The organism is Marinovum sp. E3 (genome assembly GCF_055755275.1).
On the sequence record NZ_CM146908.1, the window covers coordinates 459618 to 475786 of the forward strand.

General features: G+C 66.5%; 17 protein-coding genes. 9 read left to right on the forward strand and 8 right to left on the reverse strand.

Going from position 1 to position 16169, the window contains the following annotated elements; translation table 11 throughout:
• Positions 1-14: 14 nt before the first annotated feature.
• The 6 genes from AC0J5K_RS02200 to AC0J5K_RS02225 all read right to left on the reverse strand — a co-directional run bounded on the left by AC0J5K_RS02200 (position 15) and on the right by AC0J5K_RS02225 (position 5674).
• Entirely contained in the window at positions 15-860 is an 846-nt protein-coding gene (locus AC0J5K_RS02200; RefSeq protein ID WP_274566210.1) for a phytanoyl-CoA dioxygenase family protein, read from the reverse strand.
• 26 nt (positions 861-886) lie between these two features.
• Positions 887-1168, reverse strand: coding sequence for a hypothetical protein (locus AC0J5K_RS02205; protein WP_274566209.1), 282 nt, complete (start codon positions 1166-1168; stop codon positions 887-889).
• Positions 1165-3129: a prenyltransferase/squalene oxidase repeat-containing protein gene (locus AC0J5K_RS02210; protein ID WP_274566208.1), complete on the reverse strand. Its 1965-nt coding sequence runs from the start codon at positions 3127-3129 to the stop codon at positions 1165-1167. Before AC0J5K_RS02210 ends, AC0J5K_RS02205 begins: the two co-directional genes overlap by 4 nt.
• Entirely contained in the window at positions 3129-3869 is a 741-nt protein-coding gene (locus AC0J5K_RS02215) for a hypothetical protein (RefSeq protein ID WP_274566207.1), read from the reverse strand. The genes AC0J5K_RS02210 and AC0J5K_RS02215 overlap by 1 nt, the downstream gene beginning before the upstream one ends.
• A gap of 22 nt (positions 3870-3891) precedes the next feature.
• On the reverse strand, positions 3892-4044 hold the full coding sequence (locus tag AC0J5K_RS02220) for a hypothetical protein (RefSeq protein ID WP_158499003.1): 153 nt from the start codon (positions 4042-4044) through the stop codon (positions 3892-3894).
• A 661-nt stretch (positions 4045-4705) separates the two neighbouring features.
• On the reverse strand, positions 4706-5674 hold the full coding sequence (locus AC0J5K_RS02225; RefSeq protein WP_274566206.1) for a LysR family transcriptional regulator: 969 nt from the start codon (positions 5672-5674) through the stop codon (positions 4706-4708).
• A 122-nt stretch (positions 5675-5796) separates the two neighbouring features.
• On the opposite strand from AC0J5K_RS02225, the gene AC0J5K_RS02230 reads away from it, so the two are divergent.
• The 4 genes from AC0J5K_RS02230 (at position 5797) to AC0J5K_RS02245 (ending at position 10673) form a co-directional block, all read left to right on the forward strand.
• Positions 5797-7296: an ABC transporter substrate-binding protein gene (locus AC0J5K_RS02230; RefSeq protein WP_274566205.1), complete on the forward strand. Its 1500-nt coding sequence runs from the start codon at positions 5797-5799 to the stop codon at positions 7294-7296.
• A 75-nt stretch (positions 7297-7371) separates the two neighbouring features.
• The gene (locus tag AC0J5K_RS02235) at positions 7372-8292 is read left to right on the forward strand and encodes a carbohydrate ABC transporter permease (protein ID WP_274566204.1); all 921 of its coding nucleotides are present in this window, start codon (positions 7372-7374) and stop codon (positions 8290-8292) included.
• Positions 8289-9137, forward strand: a complete 849-nt coding sequence (locus AC0J5K_RS02240) for a carbohydrate ABC transporter permease (RefSeq protein WP_274566203.1) — start codon at positions 8289-8291, stop codon at positions 9135-9137. Before AC0J5K_RS02235 ends, AC0J5K_RS02240 begins: the two co-directional genes overlap by 4 nt.
• A 3-nt stretch (positions 9138-9140) precedes the next feature.
• Complete coding sequence (locus tag AC0J5K_RS02245) at positions 9141-10673, forward strand: sulfatase family protein (protein ID WP_274566202.1); 1533 nt, start codon at positions 9141-9143, stop codon at positions 10671-10673.
• A 43-nt stretch (positions 10674-10716) separates the two neighbouring features.
• Here AC0J5K_RS02245 and AC0J5K_RS02250 read toward each other — a convergent pair whose 3' ends face one another.
• Together AC0J5K_RS02250 and AC0J5K_RS02255 are read right to left on the reverse strand one after the other, a co-directional pair.
• Positions 10717-11622, reverse strand: a complete 906-nt coding sequence (locus AC0J5K_RS02250) for a DMT family transporter (protein ID WP_074834210.1) — start codon at positions 11620-11622, stop codon at positions 10717-10719.
• Between the two features lie 115 nt (positions 11623-11737).
• A complete protein-coding gene (locus tag AC0J5K_RS02255) occupies positions 11738-11863 on the reverse strand; it encodes a hypothetical protein (RefSeq protein WP_274566201.1) in 126 nt (41 codons plus the stop codon).
• Positions 11864-11943: 80 nt separating this feature from the next.
• On the opposite strand from AC0J5K_RS02255, the gene AC0J5K_RS02260 reads away from it, so the two are divergent.
• The 5 genes from AC0J5K_RS02260 (at position 11944) to AC0J5K_RS02280 (ending at position 16110) form a co-directional block, all read left to right on the forward strand.
• On the forward strand, positions 11944-12690 hold the full coding sequence (locus AC0J5K_RS02260) for an endonuclease/exonuclease/phosphatase family protein (RefSeq protein ID WP_274566200.1): 747 nt from the start codon (positions 11944-11946) through the stop codon (positions 12688-12690).
• Positions 12687-14123, forward strand: a complete 1437-nt coding sequence (gene cls, locus AC0J5K_RS02265) for a cardiolipin synthase (RefSeq protein WP_048529570.1) — start codon at positions 12687-12689, stop codon at positions 14121-14123. The genes AC0J5K_RS02260 and cls overlap by 4 nt, the downstream gene beginning before the upstream one ends.
• Before the next feature lie 87 nt (positions 14124-14210).
• On the forward strand, positions 14211-14972 hold the full coding sequence (locus tag AC0J5K_RS02270) for an energy-coupling factor ABC transporter ATP-binding protein (protein WP_420398646.1): 762 nt from the start codon (positions 14211-14213) through the stop codon (positions 14970-14972).
• The gene (locus AC0J5K_RS02275; RefSeq protein ID WP_048529572.1) at positions 14947-15558 is read left to right on the forward strand and encodes an energy-coupling factor transporter transmembrane component T family protein; all 612 of its coding nucleotides are present in this window, start codon (positions 14947-14949) and stop codon (positions 15556-15558) included. The genes AC0J5K_RS02270 and AC0J5K_RS02275 overlap by 26 nt, the downstream gene beginning before the upstream one ends.
• A 3-nt stretch (positions 15559-15561) precedes the next feature.
• Complete coding sequence (locus AC0J5K_RS02280; protein WP_048529574.1) at positions 15562-16110, forward strand: biotin transporter BioY; 549 nt, start codon at positions 15562-15564, stop codon at positions 16108-16110.
• Positions 16111-16169: the final 59 nt, after the last annotated feature.

Here is a 16169-nt window from a genome sequence, read left to right on the forward strand (position 1 = left end):
CGATGGGATATGGCTCAGGCGTGGGCCGCGACCGGGCGCAGCGCGCGGCGCAGGCGGGCCTCGTCAAGCGGCTCGGGATCGCCGGCGAGGGTCGCCAGGTGGCGGCCCTCGGCCGGGCGCATGCCGATGGTGTGCTGGCGATAGAAATCCTCGGGCACCTGCCAGACCTCGACCTGATCGGGATTGTCGCCATGGTCGCGGTGCACATAGAACAACGGGCTTTCCGCCGGGATTGCCACGCCGGCGGCCACCACGCGCGGCCGGTCGGAAAAGTTGGGCGGCGAGCCGTGAAAGGTGCGGCTGTCCATCAACAGCACCTCGCCCGCGCGCATGGGCAGCGCCTGCATGAATTCGCCCTCGATCACCGGGATCAACTCGCGGTAGGGCAGGCCGGAAGGCTCGCGCCAGTTGGAATTGAGCAGATGCGACCCGGGGGCGAGGCTCAGGCAGCCGTTTTCCGGGGTGACGTCCTGCAAGGGCGCCCAGATCGACAGGGCGAGATGGCCGGGGCGGTTTTCGTCGACAAAGCTCAGATCCTGGTGCAGCCCGACGCTGGAGCTGTCGCTGTTGGCCGCCTTGGCGGCGACCGAGCCGACGATGATGCGGAATTCTTCGAGCACCGGCAGCACGCGCGCCCGCCAGATCTCGGCCAGCGCCGAATGCACGCCGGCCCGCATCGCCAGATCGCCATGCAGTACCGAAGCCATGAAGCCATCGTCATGCGCCTGGGCCACGCGGTCATAGACCGCGCGCAGGGCGGCAAGGTCGCCTTCGGTCAGGAGCGGCAGCACGACATAGCCGTCGCGGCGCAGCAGGTCTTCGGAATGCGGGTCCCTGAGGGCGCAGCGCGGACGGGTCATGGCGGTCTCCTTGATTGTCGGTCGGGTCATGTCTGAGGGTGCCGGGCCTTGCCGCGGCTTCGGGTCACAAGCGCGCCGCAGACCGCGCCGGGCAGGGCGCGGATCACCGCCTCGGCGCCGATGCGGCTGCGGCCGTCAGGCAGGCAGAGCACGGGCTGGCCCCGCCACTCCGCCGGCAGCTCGGGCAGGTCTTCGGCGGCGCGCAGTTCGAGCTGGCCCAGCGACAGCGCCCGCGCCAGTCGCGCCAGCCGCAGGCAGAGCCGGCAGCTCCGGCTGTAGATCAGCATCGGCGGGCGGGGGGCGCTCATGCCGCCACCCCGGCACTGGCGGCCGCGCCGGCCCGATCCTGCCAGAGCCGCGCCAGCACGCGCAGCGCCGTGGCGGTGGTGAAACTGCCGGCGATGTCGGTGAAATACTGGCCGTCGGGCGCGTCCCAGGGGGCGGTGCAGGCCTGATCGGTCACCCGCAGATCGGCGCCGCCGGGAAAGCCGCCGTCGGGCAACTGCCGCCGAAGAAGCGCGGCCAGCGCCCCCGCCAGATCCTCGGCCTCGGTGCCGTGCAGATGGGCGACGCCCACCGCGCATGCGAGATCGAGCGTCGTTTCGGCGCCGAGGCTGAGCCGCCGGGGCAGCGCTTCGGGCAGGGGCTCGCCAAGCGCATCGAGCACCTCGCGGGTGAGCAGCGTGCCATAAAGCGGGCTGCGCCACCAATAGGCCCGCCAGGTGCCGTCGGGCTGAAGATTGTCGGCAAGACCCCGGCGAAAGCCGTCTGCGCGCGCGGCCCGGGCGGCGGCCGGCAAGGCGGCATAGGCGTAGGGCGTGACGTCCCAATGCGCCTGGGCCCAGGCGTCGCTGCCGTCATAGGTGCTGATCCCCGACGCGCCCTCGGGCCAGCGCGCCGCGAGAAACCCGGTATCGGCCTCGGCGCAGGGCCGGTCGAGCCGGTGCAGCAGGGTCAGGACCATGGCGGTGCTGTCGCTGTCGGGCCCGGTGCTGGCATTGTAGCCCCATCCGGCCGCATAGGGCCGGTCGCGGCACAGCCAGTCGGCGGCACGTTCGGCGGCGGCGCGCGCCGCGGGCAGATGCAGGCGGTCTGCGGCCTCGGCGAGGCTCATGCCGAGATAGCCGGTGATCCACTGATCGCTGGCGCCCACCGGCAGCTCGTAATCCTGCCAATGGCCATCCTCCCGTTGCTGCGCCAGCAGATAGGCCACCGCATCCTCCGCCGCGGCGCGCAGGCTCTCGGGCGCATTGGGGCGGGCGTCGGGGCTGGGCTGAAGATAGAGGTTGAGTCGCGCCGCGCGCTCGGCGGAGACGCCACAGCCCAGAAAGGCAATCCGCGTCTCGCCGCCATCGAGGAGCGGGGCGACATCCACCGGCGGGATCTCGAGCCGGGCGCAGCAGGCGGTGACGATCCGCTGCCAGTCCTCCGGCGTGTGATCGAGGCAATGACCACAGAGATCGGCCTTGCAATCGACCAGCGCGCCGGTGGCGAGATCGAAGCCCATGCTCATCACCAGCCCGTCGAGATCGACCCCCCGCCCGGCCATGGCGATGGCAAGGACATCCAGCATCTCCGGGCTGGCCAGCGGCGCGAGGCCGAGGGCGTGCACATCCTGCGGCGCGGTCAGGCGGAAATAGATCTTGGCGCGGCCTTTGCCGGCGTCGAGCCCTTCGAGCCCAAAAGAGGCGGGCGCGCAATGCGGCCTGAGCCCGGCGATCGCCTGATGCGCCGGTCCGGCGTCGGGCAGCAGGTCCGCCAGCCAGGCGCCGGCGATGTCCCAGTCTGCCCTCGCGGCCTCGACATAAAGTGCCAGCCCCGGCCGTTCGGCGGCAAGGCCGAGCCAGAGCGCACCGTCGCGAAAGGTGTCCTGCGCGGCGCGGTCTTGCGGCAAGACCCGCGCCAGCAGCGCTTCGGCCGAAGGTCGAAGACCCGCGGCGCCGGCCGTCCGCATCGCGGTGCCCATCGCCTGGCGCGCGGCGTCGATCCGCGCGGCGCCCGAAAGATGCGCGCAGGGATCGCCGAGATAGCGCAGGGCCTGGCCACCGGGTCTGGCCGTCAGGCAGAGTTGCAAGGGGGTTCCGTCCGAATTCAGCGCCGAGCGCCCGAAGGCGTCTTCGGCATCAAGCCGCTCCGTGCCGAGCACTGCCGCCAGGCATTCATCCGTGCGGGCGCGCTGCGCGGCAGGGGTCAGCCGCCGCGCCGTCTCGCACAGTCGGAGGGTGCGCCGCCGGACCCTGGCCAGCGGCGCCGCCATTGTGGCTGGCATCAGCTCGGGGGAGGACCGGCGTTGACGGTGATGACGCTGGGCGTGCCACCGCTGTCGCCGTCGGCGCCGTGATCGCCGGCCTTGCCGGTCGCGCCCGGCGTGCCGTTGCCGCCGCCGCGCGAGCCGCCCTTGCCGCCCTGACCGCCGGCACCGCCGACGCCGCCGCTGCCGCCATTGCCGGGGTTGCTCGGCTCGGTGATCGGCACGATGTTGGCGCCGCTGTCGAGCTTGCCGTAAGACAGGGTCACCCGGCTGCCGTTGCCGCCGTCGCCGCCCTTGCCGCCGCTGCCGCCGTTGCCGCCATTGCCACCGTTGCCGCCGTTGTAGCCGTCATGGCTGTAGGCGCCGTCCTTGTCGCCGTTGCCGCCGGTGCCGCCGTTGCCGCCGTTGCCACCGTTGCCGCCATTGCCGCCGTTGCCGCCATTGCCACCGCGTCCGGCGACAAAGATCGTGCCGGAAAGCTCGCCGATATAGATCTTGGCGTCGGTGGCATCGCCGCCTTCGCCGCCTTCGATGCCACCCGACCCGTCGCCGCCATCGGCGCCATTGGTGCCGGAAGAGCCGCTGCTGCATCCGGTCTTCCAGTTGCAATTGGCGTTGCGCCCGTCGACCCCGCCGTTGCCGGTCTGGCCGTTCTGCCCGGCGTTGCCGGTCTGGCCCTGGGCGCCGACGATGCTGACATCAGGTGTCGTCTGGCCGCCGGCCATGGCTTCCGCCATGAGATTCATGTCGTCTTTCATTCGTTCGTCCTCCCGCGGGGCGTTATTCCTTGACCAGTTTGTCGATGGTGACCTGGGCTGAAGTCTCGACGAACACCTGGCCGCCCGATTTGATCGTCACCGTGCCGAAATCCCTGTCGGAATTTGTGATACGGAGCGGGTCACCCGGCTCCACCGTTACATCGCGTTTCGCCATGATGGGTCCTCTTTGCTAATGTGGCTTCCTGAAAACCCCCAAGGGAATCCCCCGGGGAACTTATCAACAGTACACTCGGACACGCACCGGAGGGCGCGCGTTAATTCAGACCGTCGGGCCGTTTTATTTGGCCCGACGGAAAATTTGTTTCAGGATCGGAGCATTCCATTCCGCCAGGTTGGCAGCAATGAAACCCACCCGGCGAAAGCCGAAGGTCAAACCTCCAGCAGAAAGAAACCACTCTCTGCCATATGCACTTAAGGGTTGAATGCACCTATCTACTTCACAACTTTGCTGCGATTCTTTACATCCGTCAACCGCTACGGGTGACGCAGCGTGACGTGCGTCACATCCAATATGAGATGGGCTTTTCGCGTTTTCTTGAGGGTTTCGTGCCGAATTTTTCGGGTTTTTGCGGATCTTTGAGTTCTGTCCTGGGTCGTGGCGCGGTGATGCTGGAAGAAACCTTCAGGTGAGGCGGGCGCGACGAGTATTTTTCGATGTTTCGAGAAATGCGTGACGTTTCAGTTCTCAAAGCGAGACGAAATTGGAGAAGGGTAACTTAATTATTTTAAGGGTTTGAGTGGTATTTCGTTTTGTGTGGGGAAGATTTTTTAGTATCCGAGTTGATCAAATTTCGCTCTTTCAGATTTATGGCGCATCAATCCATTTTCTGTCCTGCCCTGCCGCCGCCTTTTGACGGCAAGCTCCCGGGTACCGGCAGCCGCGCCTCGGCGACCTCTCGCACGGCGGTGTCGAGCAGCAGGGTGAAGGCGGCGTTCTGTTGCAAAAAGCGGCGGAAGATCGGGCCGGAGTTGAATTGCACGTCCGGCAACTCGGTGGTGACGACGTCGAGGCCCTTGCCGCCCGCCCGGGTCAGAAAGCTGCTGGGCAGGAAGGCCAGGTAATCGCCCTGCCGCAACAGCTCGAGCGTGGTCGACATGGAATCGCATTGCGCGGTCACATGCAGCGGCTGGCCGCAGGCCTCGCGCACCACCTCTCGGATGTTGTCGAGATAGGCGACGTCGCTCTGAAACGACAGCCAGCGATAGCGCGCCAGCGCCGCCGCGTCGGCGGTGGGTAGGTCAAAGATCGGATGGCCGGCCCGGGCGATCACCACCAGACGGGCGACAAAGAGCGGCCGGCGTATCAGGTAGGAGGGCAGGGGCTCCATGATCTGGAAACCGCCGAAAAAGGCATCCAGCGTGCCATCCTGCAACCCGGCGGCGCCTTCGGCATAGTTCATCGAGGACAGCGTGACCTGGAGCAGGGGATAGCTTTCGTGCATCCGGGCGATGACCTTGGGCAAGAGCTCCATCATCCAGATCGAGGCGGCGCCAACCCGAAGGTTGCCATGCTCCCCCTTGCGAAAGGCCAGCAGCTCGGCTTCGGCCAATTGCTGTTCGCGTAGCAGGTGGCGGGCCTGTTCGGCCAGCAGCACCCCCAAGGGCGTCAGGGTGAGCCCGCGTCCGCGCCGTTCGAACAGCGCCTCGCCGACACTCTCTTCGAGCAGCTTGAGGCTGCGGGTCAGGGCCGGCTGGGTGACGCCGATGGCTTCGGCCGCGGCATGCAGGGTGCCGCAATCGACCACGCCAAGGAACCGTTGCAGAAGGTGGGTGTTGCTGAGCACATTGATAACAAAATCTGATCGAGGTTAAAAAGATATCAGCTTTTTTACAGTTTGCTGTCAAGCTAGGCTCGCTGCACTGACGGGCCCGCCACGGGGCCCCCGTGACAGGGAGGAGACCTATCATGACCATTTCGCAGGGGCTGAGCCGCCGCAACTTCATTCTCGGATCAACCGCCGGTGCCGCGCTTCTGGCCAGTGGCGCGGGCGCCCAGACCGTGCCCGCCCCGATCAATGACGTCACGAGCGGCGCCACATTTCGCTGGATCGACAGCGGCGACCAGAAGGCGGTGTTCTTCAAGAAGCTGTTCGCCGAGTATGCCGCCGCCCGCGACGTGAATATCGTCTATGACCCGCTGCCCTGGAACGAGATCGCCCGGGTGATCCCGCTGGGCGTGCGCAACGAGACAGCGCCGGATGTCTTTGTTCTGCCCCGCAACACCTCGCTTGCCGATGCGGTGGCGCAGGGCTGGTTGCAGCCCTACGACGATTTCATTCCCGACATCGAAACCTGGAAGGCCAGCTTCCCCACAGGTGCCTTCCTGCCCGGCATCAACGTCTTTGACGGCAAGACCTATGGCCTTCCCTTCACCTCGAACAAGCGCTATTCGACCCATCTGCTCTACAACAAGGGCTACATGGAGGCCGCGGGCTTTGACCCGGCCGAAACGCCGCTGACCCAGAGCGAATTCCGCGAGGCGGCGCGCAAGATCACCGAGGCCGGCAAGGGCCGCTACTTCGGCTTCATCCTCGGCGGCTCGCAGCTCAACCGGTGGCAGGACGCGGTGCGCAACATGGGCCGGATGGCTGGCGCCAGCGCCGGCGGCGACAGCCCGCTCGACGCCGATATCGATCTGCGCACCGGCGACTATGTGTTTGACAGCGATGAATATATCGCCGCCGTCGAGCTGCTGATCGCGATGAACGACGATGGCAGCTTCTTTCCCGGCCTGATGAATCTCAACGCGCCGCAGGCGCGGGCCTATGTGCCGCAGGGCGCGGCCGGCATGATCCTGCAAGGCCCGTGGAACATCCCCGGATGGGAGGCCGGGCACCCGGAGTTCGATTTCGGTGTCGCCTCCGGCCCGGTGCCCGACCAGGGCCCTACCGGCAAGCTGACGATCAGCCAGGCCGGCGCGGTGCCCAATACCATCAGCCTCTGGGCCGGGTCCGACAACGGCGCCATTGCCGGCGAGATCTTCCACTACCTTGGCACACTTGAAGGGCAGGTGGCGTGGGGCACCGTCGTGGGGGCCGGCGATCCGCCGATCATGCCCGAAGCGATCGAACGGGCCGAGTTCTCGCCCCGGTCGCGTTTCATCCTCAACCACTTCAACGAGGCGATCCGCGTCGGCCCCAATCCGATCGTGCGCAATGCCGATCTGGCCAAGGTCATCAGCTCTTTCACCGCCCCCGACATCGGCTTTGCCCGCACCGTACAGGGGCTGGTCTCAGGCGAGATGACCGGTGTCGCCAAGGAGATGAAAGCGCTGAAGGATCGCTACAACGCCGCGCTCGATGCCGCCTTCGACAAGGCCCGTACCGAGGGCGCGCAGGTCGACCGCGCCGATCTGGTGTTCCCGAACTGGGATCCGGACGTCGATTTCGCCGCCGCCGATTACTGAGACCTTTCCGTTCTCTCCCCGGGGGCCGCTGCCGATCTGGCGGCCCCCTCCTTTATGCCTGGACCCAGCCCTGACATGCGCCTGCTTCACACCCTTCACCGACACCGGTTCGCCTATCTGATGCTCCTGCCCGGGATGATCCTGTCGGGGATGTTCGTCTTTTACCCGATCTTCGCCGCCGTCTTTTATGCGATGCAGGATTGGTCGGGGTTCAACGCCGATATCAAATTCGTCGGCTTTCAGAATTTCGTCGATCTGTTTCGCGATCCGATCTTCTGGAATGCCTTCGGCCGGTCGATCTACTTCCTGGCTGGCACCGTGCCGGCGCAGCTGGTGCTCTCGCTGATGCTGGCGATGGTGCTCAACAACCAGCTGCTCAAGCTGTCGAACCTGTTCCGCACCATGGTGTTCCTGCCGGTAGTCACGCCGGTGGCGGTGATCGGCATTGTCTGGACCTTTCTGCTCTCGCCCTTCAACGGGCCGATCAACGGGCTGCTGCTTGACATCGGGCTGATCGCGCGGCCGATCGATTTCCTCGGCTCGTCGGATACCGTCATGCCCTCGGTGATCGGGGTCTATGTCTGGAAATGGCTGGGCATCACGCTGATCTATTGGCTGGCCGCGCTCCAGACCGTGCCCGAGGATGTCTATGACGCCGCGCGGCTCGACAATTGCAAGGGGCTGCGGCTGGTGGTGCTGGTGGTGCTGCCGATCATCATGCCCTTTGCGATGGCGATCACCCTGATCACCATGGTCTCGGCGCTCAATGTCTTTCCGTTGATCATGTCGATGACCAATGGCGGGCCGTTCTTCGGCTCGGAGGTGATGGAGATCTTCATCTACCGCACCGCCTTTGCCAGCGACGACGGCACCATTCCGCGGCTGGGCTATGCCGCTGCCGCCGGGGTGCTCTTTGGCCTGATGATCCTCGGGCTGACCATCTTGCAATCGCTGGCCACCCGGATGGCGCGGCGCCGGGCGGAGGGCGTGGCATGAAACGTCTGATCTTTGGCGATCACCAGCCCACAAGCCGCATCGCGCTGATCTCGCTGGCGATGACCGTGCTCTGCCTGATCTGGATCTATCCCTTTGTCTGGATGCTGGCGACCTCGCTGAAATCCAACACCGAGATCTTCGGCAATCCCGGGCTGATCCCCGAGAGCTGGGCCTGGGAGAACTATGCCCGCGCCTGGACCGAGGCCAACATGGGGCGGTATTTCTTCAACACCCTGTTTGTCACCGTGGGTTCGGTGGTGCTGGTGACCTTCGCCACCTCGCTGATGGGTTATATTCTCGGCCGGTTCGAGTTTCCCGGCCGCACCCTGTTGTTCGTCGCCACCGTCTCGACCGTCTTCGTTCCGCAGGGTTTCACCATCATCCCGGTGTTCGAGCTGCTCTCGGCCATGGGCCTTTCGACCAGCCTGCTCGGGCTGACGCTGGCGACCTCGGGCAACGCCATCGTGATCTTCGTGGTGCTCTTTGCCGGCTATTTCAGCCAGCTGCCGAAAGAGCTGGAAGAGGCCGCCCGGGTCGAAGGCGTCAGCCAGTGGCAGATCTTCTGGTACGTGATGTTGCCGCTGGCCAAACCGATGGGGGTGACCGTGGTGATCATGCAGGTGCTCAACGCCTGGAACGACTTTCTGCTGCCGCTGGTCATCACCCTGGCCAATCCCGCCATCCGCACGCTCTCGGTCGGTATCTATGCCTTCAAGGGCGAACAGACCATCGACTGGACCGGCATGGCGGCGGCGGCGACGATTTCGATCATTCCCGTTGTTCTCCTGTTCATCCTGTTGCAGCGCTATTTCATCAATGGCCTGGCAGGCGCGGTAAAAGGCTGACCCATGACCGAGCGCCCCAATATCCTTCTGATCACCACCGACCAGCAGCATTACAGCGCCCTGGGCTGTGTCACGCCGGGGCTGAAGACACCGAATATCGACCGGCTCTGTGCCGGGGGCACGCGGTTCGACCGGGCCTATTGCCCGGCGCCCACCTGCACCCCCTCGCGCGCCTCTATCCTGACCGGGCTCTACCCTTCGCAGCACGGCGCCTGGACCATTGGCTGCAAGCTCGACGAAGCGACGCCGACCCTGCCGGGGCTGCTGAGCCGCGCGGGCTACACGACCGGGCTGATCGGCAAGGCGCATTTCCAGCCGCTGGCCGGCGACAGCCTGGAGAAACAGCCGATCCTGCGCGATCTGGAGTTCTGGCGCGGCTTCAACGGGCCATATTACGGCTTCGACCATATCGAGCTGGTGCGCAACCACGCGGACGAGGCGCATGTCGGCCAGCATTACGCCGCCTGGATGGAGGACCGGGGCCTGGCCAACTGGCGCGACTATTTTCAGCCGCTGCCGGGCGAAGAGGCGCCGCTTGCCCCGAAGATGGCCGAGGGCGCGCCCTATTGGGCGCGTGAAACCCGAAGCTGGGCGCTGCCCGAGGACAAGCATTACACCCCTTGGATCGGCGAGCGGTCGCGGGCCTTCATCGACGATGCGGCGGACCGCGGCGAACCCTTCTTCCTCTGGACCAGCTTTCCCGACCCGCATCCGCCTTATACCGTGCCCGAACCCTGGGCCTCGATGTACGACCCCGAGGACATGGAGCCCGGCGCCGTCACCCCCGGCGAACACGCGTTGAACGCGCCACATTTCGCCAAGACCCAGCAGGCCGCGCCCGATTTCGCTGATTGGCACCAGCCGCACGAGGCGCATGGCTGCGCCAGCCATCTCTATTCGCGCGCCGCGCTGAAGAAGGACATGGCGGTCTATTACGGCATGATGAGCTTCATGGACCGCGAGATCGGCAAGATCCTCGACCGGCTGGACGCGCTGGGGCTGACAGAGAACACGCTGATCGTCTTTACCACCGACCACGGCCATTTCCTCGGCCAGCACGGTCTGGTGGCCAAGGGGCCGTTCCACTACGAGGACATGCTGCGCATTCCCTTCGCGGTGCGTTGGCCCGGAAAGGTGCGGGCCGGCGCCGTGAACAGTTCGATCCAGACGCTGCTCGACCTGGCGCCGACGATGCTCGACGCGGCCGGCGTTGCGGCCCCGCCGATGCAGGGTCTGTCGCAGCTGGAACACTGGCAGGGCAAGGCGCCGCCGCCGCGCGATCACGCGCTCTGCGAGAACCGGCACAATCCGCTGGCGCCGCATGTCACCAGCTACATCGGCGCGCGGTTCAAGATCTCGGTCTATCGCACCGAAGAACACGGCGAGATCTTCGATCTCGAAACCGATCCCGGCGAGGTCAACAACCTCTGGACCGATCCCGGCAGCACCCGTCTGCGCGCCACGCTGTTGCAGAAGATGGTACAGGCGATCCAGGCGGCCGAACCGCTGAAATCCCCCCGCGTGGCTCAGGCCTGAGACAGGCGCCGGGTGATCCGGCCCCGCCTGGGCGGAAGGGGCCTCAGACCACGCTGCGCGGGGTCTTGGGGACCGGCTTCGGCCCGCCCTGACGGGCCAGTTGCACCGCGAGGATGCCGCCGCCGACAATGGCCACGCCGATCATGTCGAGCGGCCCAAGCTTTTCGCCCAGCAGCAGCGCCGCGACGGCGACGCCAAAGAACGGGTTGAGGAAGTGGAAGGTCGAGGCCTTGACAGCGCCGATCCGGTTGACCAGCGTGAACCACACAAAGGTGGCGGCCAGGCCGGGCACCAGCGTGGTATAGAGAAAGGCCAGCACCAGCGGCCGGGTCACCTGCACCTCGAACGGCCATTCCAGCGCCGCCGAGGCCACCGCCAGAAGCGCCGCGCCCACAAGCATCTGCAAGCCGACGATCATCATCACATTGCCGCCCGACGAGGCGCCGCGCACCGAGAGCGTCGCCACGGTCAGCGCCACGGCGGCGATGATGCAGAGCGAGAGACCGTTGAGATCGACGCCGGCGCCCAGCCGCGCGCCCATGATCAGCGTCACCCCGCCAAAGCCCGCCACCAGCCCGGCCACCGCCAGCCGTGGCAGCCGTTCGCGGAACACCAGCCAGCCGGCCAGCGCCACCATCAGCGGCATGGTCGAGGCGATGATCGAGGCCAGCGAGGCTTCGATGGTCTGCATGGCGATGAAATTCAGCCCGAGGTAGATGGCGTTCTGGCAGACGCCAAAGACCAGCGTGGCGCGCCATTGCGCCCGGGTCAGGCGAAAGCTCTGACCCATGGCCAGCGCGAGGGCGATGCCGATCATGCCCGACAGCAGGAAGCGCAGCGCCAGCGAGCCCATCGGCGGGGCATATTCGACGATGATCCGCGCCGAGGTGAAGGCCGAAGACCACATGGCGGCAAAGGCCAGCCCCATCAAGATCGCGCGAATGTCCATGACCGGTGTCCTGTGTTTGTCGGGAAGTTGCCCGCCGCCGCATGCCCGCGCCCCGGGCCCGATCCGGGGCCTCCTGCGGCGGAGGGGGAGGTCCCGGATCGGGTCCGGGACGCGGTTATTGCACCGCGCGGATGCCGCCGCCGACGGCGATCAGCCGGTCGATCTGCGCCCCGGTCTGTTGCCGCGCCTCGAGGCCGTCGCGCACCCCGGAAGTTCCGAGATCGAAGCCGAGATATGCCATGCCTGCGCCTTTCGCGTTGGTCCCGTCTCGCAGGCATTAGTACCAAGGCGCAGACGCGGGGCAAGGGGGAGATTTCCCAAGTGGTGGCGCGGCTTGACCGGGTGCGTTATGCACAGGCAAATCGCAGCGAAACGGGGCCGGGACAGGTGCGCATCGTCAGCTACAACATTCGCAAGGCCGTGGGCCTTGACTGGCGCCGCGATCCCGAACGGATCGTGGCGGTGCTGGCCGAGATCGATGCCGATGTGATCCTCTTGCAGGAGGCCGACAAGCGGGTGCGCCGGCGCGAGGGCGTGCTGCCGCGCGACATTCTCTGCTGCGAGATGGGCTATGCGCTGGCCGAAGTGGCGATCCGGCCGCACAGCCACGGCTGGCACGGCAACGTGATCCTGGTGCGCCGGAGCTTTCCGATTGCCGAAACCCGGCGCATCGATCTGCCCTCGGCCGAACCGCGGGGCGCGGTCTCGGTCACGCTGGCCGATCCGCGGATCGAGGTGATCGGCGTGCACCTCGGGCTCAACGCGGCGATGCGGCGCCGGCAACTCGCGGTGTTGCAGGCCTATCTGGCGCAGGCCGATCATCCGGTTGTCATCGGCGGCGATTTCAACGAATGGCGCCGCGGCAGCGACCATGTCGAGAACCTGGGCACCGTGATCGAACCCGGTCCCAGCTTTCACAGCCGGGTGCCGGTGGCGCATCTCGACCGGTTCATCCTCAGCGGTGCGCTGCGCCATGAGGGGTCGTTCGTGCACCGCTCGGATCTGGCGGCCCGCGCCTCGGACCACTTGCCGGTGGTGATCGACGTTGCGCCGGAGAAGCCGGAATGATCCTGAACACTCTGCTGGTCCTGCACGGGCTGATCGTCCTGTCCTTTACCATCCGCATCCTGGTGCGCGACGACCTGACGCCGCCGGCGCGGCTGGCCTGGTTCATCGCGCTGATCCTGCTGCCGCTGGCCGGCTCGGCGGCCTATTTTCTCTTTGGCGAGGTCGATCTCGGGCACCGCGCGCGCAAGCGCCACCGCGAAATCTTTGCCCTGATCCGCACCCGTGCCGCCCGCTTCATGGGCATGCCGGACGGCGTGGCGCAGTTGATCGAACGCGACTATCAGCCAGCCTTTGCCTATGCCGCCAGCATCAACGGATTTTACCCGGTGCCGGGCAACCGCGCCGCGCTCATGGCCGACAGCAGCGATTATCTCGACCGGTTGATCGCCGATATCGATGCCGCCACCGACACCGTGCATGTGATGTCCTACATCTGGCTCGAAGATTACACCGGCCGTGCCATTGGCCGGGCGCTGATGCGGGCAGCGCGGCGCGGGGTGACCTGCCGGGCGATTGCCGACGGGCTGGGCGCGCGGCTGATGATCAAGGGGCCGCTCTGGCAGGAGATGAAGGAAGCCGGCGTCGAGTTGGCCATCGCCTTTCCCTTCAGCAACGTGCTGCGCACCCTGGCCACCAGCCGCATCGACCTGCGCAATCACCGCAAGATCTCGGTGATCGACGGGCGTATCACCTATTGCGGCAGCCAGAACACCGCCGACCCCGAATTTCGCATCAAGGCGCGTTTTGCGCCCTGGGTCGACATCATGCTGCGGCTGACCGGGCCGGTGGTCGATCAGAACCAGTTGCTTTTTGCCTCGGACTGGATGCAGGCCACCGGCGAGGTGCTGGACGAGCTGCAACTGGTGGCCGAGCGTCACGACGACGGCTTTGCCGCGCAGGTGATCGGCGACGGCCCGACCGAGCGCCACGGTGCCACGCCGCAGCTGTTTTCCGGTCTGCTCGGCTGTGCCCGCGAACAGATCGTGCTGACGACACCCTATTTCGTGCCCGACACCACAGTGCTTGAGGCGCTGTTGGCTGCCGCGCTGCGCGGGGTGCGGGTGGTGCTGATCTTTCCGCGCCGCAACGACAGCTGGTTTGTCGCCGCTGCCAGCCGCAGCTACTACCACCGGCTGCTCGATGCCGGCTGCGAGATCTTCGAATATTGCGATGGGCTGTTGCACGCCAAGACCCTGACGATCGACGGCTGCGTCAGCCTGATCGGCTCGTCCAACCTCGACCTGCGCAGCTTCGACCTGAATTATGAAAACAACATCCTGTTGCAGGACCGCGCGATCACCCGTCAAATCCATGCCCGCCAGCAGAGCTATCTGCCCCGTTCGCGGCCGGTGACGCTCGACGAGGTGCTGCAATGGCCGTACTTGCGGCGGATCTGGAACAATATGGCCGCCACCATCGGGCCGATCCTCTGACCACCGTCGCGGTTGCAAAACGCTGCCGCATCTGAAATGCACACGCAACGCGTTATCAGCCGGGATCGCAGAGTGATCGCCCAGGACATGACACAGATCGGCCGGACACCGGCGGCCCCGGTCCGGCAGGCAAGCCGGCTGCACCTCGAGGCCGCGCGCTTTGCCCATGGCGAAAAAGTTGTGCTCGACGCCCTGACGCTCGATCTCGCCGTCACCCGGCTGGCCGTGGTCGGCCGCAACGGCTCCGGCAAGTCGACGCTGGCGCGGCTTCTGGCCGGGCTGGTCGCGCCGCAGGAGGGCCGGGTGCGGATCAACGGCACCGATGTGGCGCGCGACCGCAAGGCGGCGCTGGGCGAGGTCGGCATCCTGTTCCAGAACCCCGACCACCAGATCATCTTTCCCACCGTGCTCGAGGAACTGGCCTTCGGACTGGCCCAGCAAGGACGCAAGAAAGCCGCCGCCGAGGCGGCGGCGCGCGCGGTGCTGGCGCGCTTTGGCAAGAGCCACTGGGAAGCGGCTTATATCAACACGCTGAGTCACGGGCAGAAACATCTTGTCTGCCTGATGGCGGTCACCGCGATGGCGCCCCGGCTGCTGATCCTCGACGAGCCCTTTGCCGGGCTCGACATTCCCACCCGGGCCCAGCTCTCGCGGTATCTCAGCCATTATACCGGCAACCTGATCCACATCAGCCACGATCCGGCCGACCTGGCGGGATATGACCAGGCGCTCTGGCTGGAGCGCGGGCAGGTCGCGGCGCTGGGCGCGCGCGACAGGGTGATCGCGGACTATGTGGCGCGGATGACCGAACTGGGAGAGGCCGATGATATCGCTGACCTCGCCGGTTAGAACCCGCGCCCACGACTGGCCCGCCGGGGCCAAGCTGGCCGCGCTTTGCGGCGCGACGCTGGGGCTGTTCTTCATCGAAAACCTGACGGCGCATCTGGTGATCCTGGCCGGGGTGCTGGCGCTTTATGCGGCACCGGGGCGGGTGTTCCTGCGCAACGGGCTGCGCCAGCTCTGGATGCTCTGGCCCTTCGTGCTGGTGGTGGCGCTCTATCACCTGATCGACGGCAGCGCGGGGCAGGGGGCGGTGATCCTTCTGCGGCTGGTCTCGGCGGTGGCGCTGGCCAATCTGGTGACGATGACCACCCGGCTGTCCGACATGATCGCCGTGGTGCACTGGCTCTGCACACCGCTCCGGGCGCTGGGCCTCAGCACGCGGCCGCTCGAGATCGCCATCGCGCTTGTCATTCGCATGACGCCGGTGCTGCTGACCAAGGGCCGCGCGCTGTCCGACGCCTGGCGCGCGCGCTCGCCCCGCCGCGCCAACTGGCGTATTATTCTGCCGTTCACGCTTCTGGCGCTGGACGACGCCGATCACATCTCCGACGCGCTCAGGGCGCGCGGGGGGCTTGTTTCCAAGGAGGACTGAGAAATGGAACGAAACGTCGTCATGATTGCGCTCTTTGCGGCGCTGATCGCGGTGCTGGGGCTGATCCCCAAGATTCAGCTGGGCTTCGGCGTGCCGATCACCGCGCAGACCCTGGGCGTGATGCTGGCGGGAACCGTGCTGGGCGCGCGGCGCGGCGCGCTGTCAGTGCTGCTTTTCCTGCTGCTGGTGGCAATCGGCCTGCCGCTCCTGTCGGGCGGCCGTGGCGGGCTTGGCGTCTTTGCCTCGCCATCGGTGGGCTTCCTGATCGGCTGGCCGGTGGCGGCCTACGTGACCGGCTGGATCGTCGAGCACTGGCGCGGCGCGCCGCTGACGCTGGTCGCCGGCGTGGCCTCGGTGATCGGCGGCATCGTGGCGCTTTATGGCTTCGGCATCGTCGGCATGTCGATCATGTTGGAAAAGTCGCTGCTGGAAGCCACCGCGCTGGTCACCGCCTTCATTCCCGGCGACATGCTGAAAGCGGCGATTGCGGGCATGCTGACCGCAGCGCTGGCCAAGGCGCGGCCGGCCAGCGTGCTGTCGCGCGCGGTCTGAGACCCCGGCGCTCCAATCCACGAAGCGCCCGGCCGGTCCGGGCGTTTCGCATGTCTGCA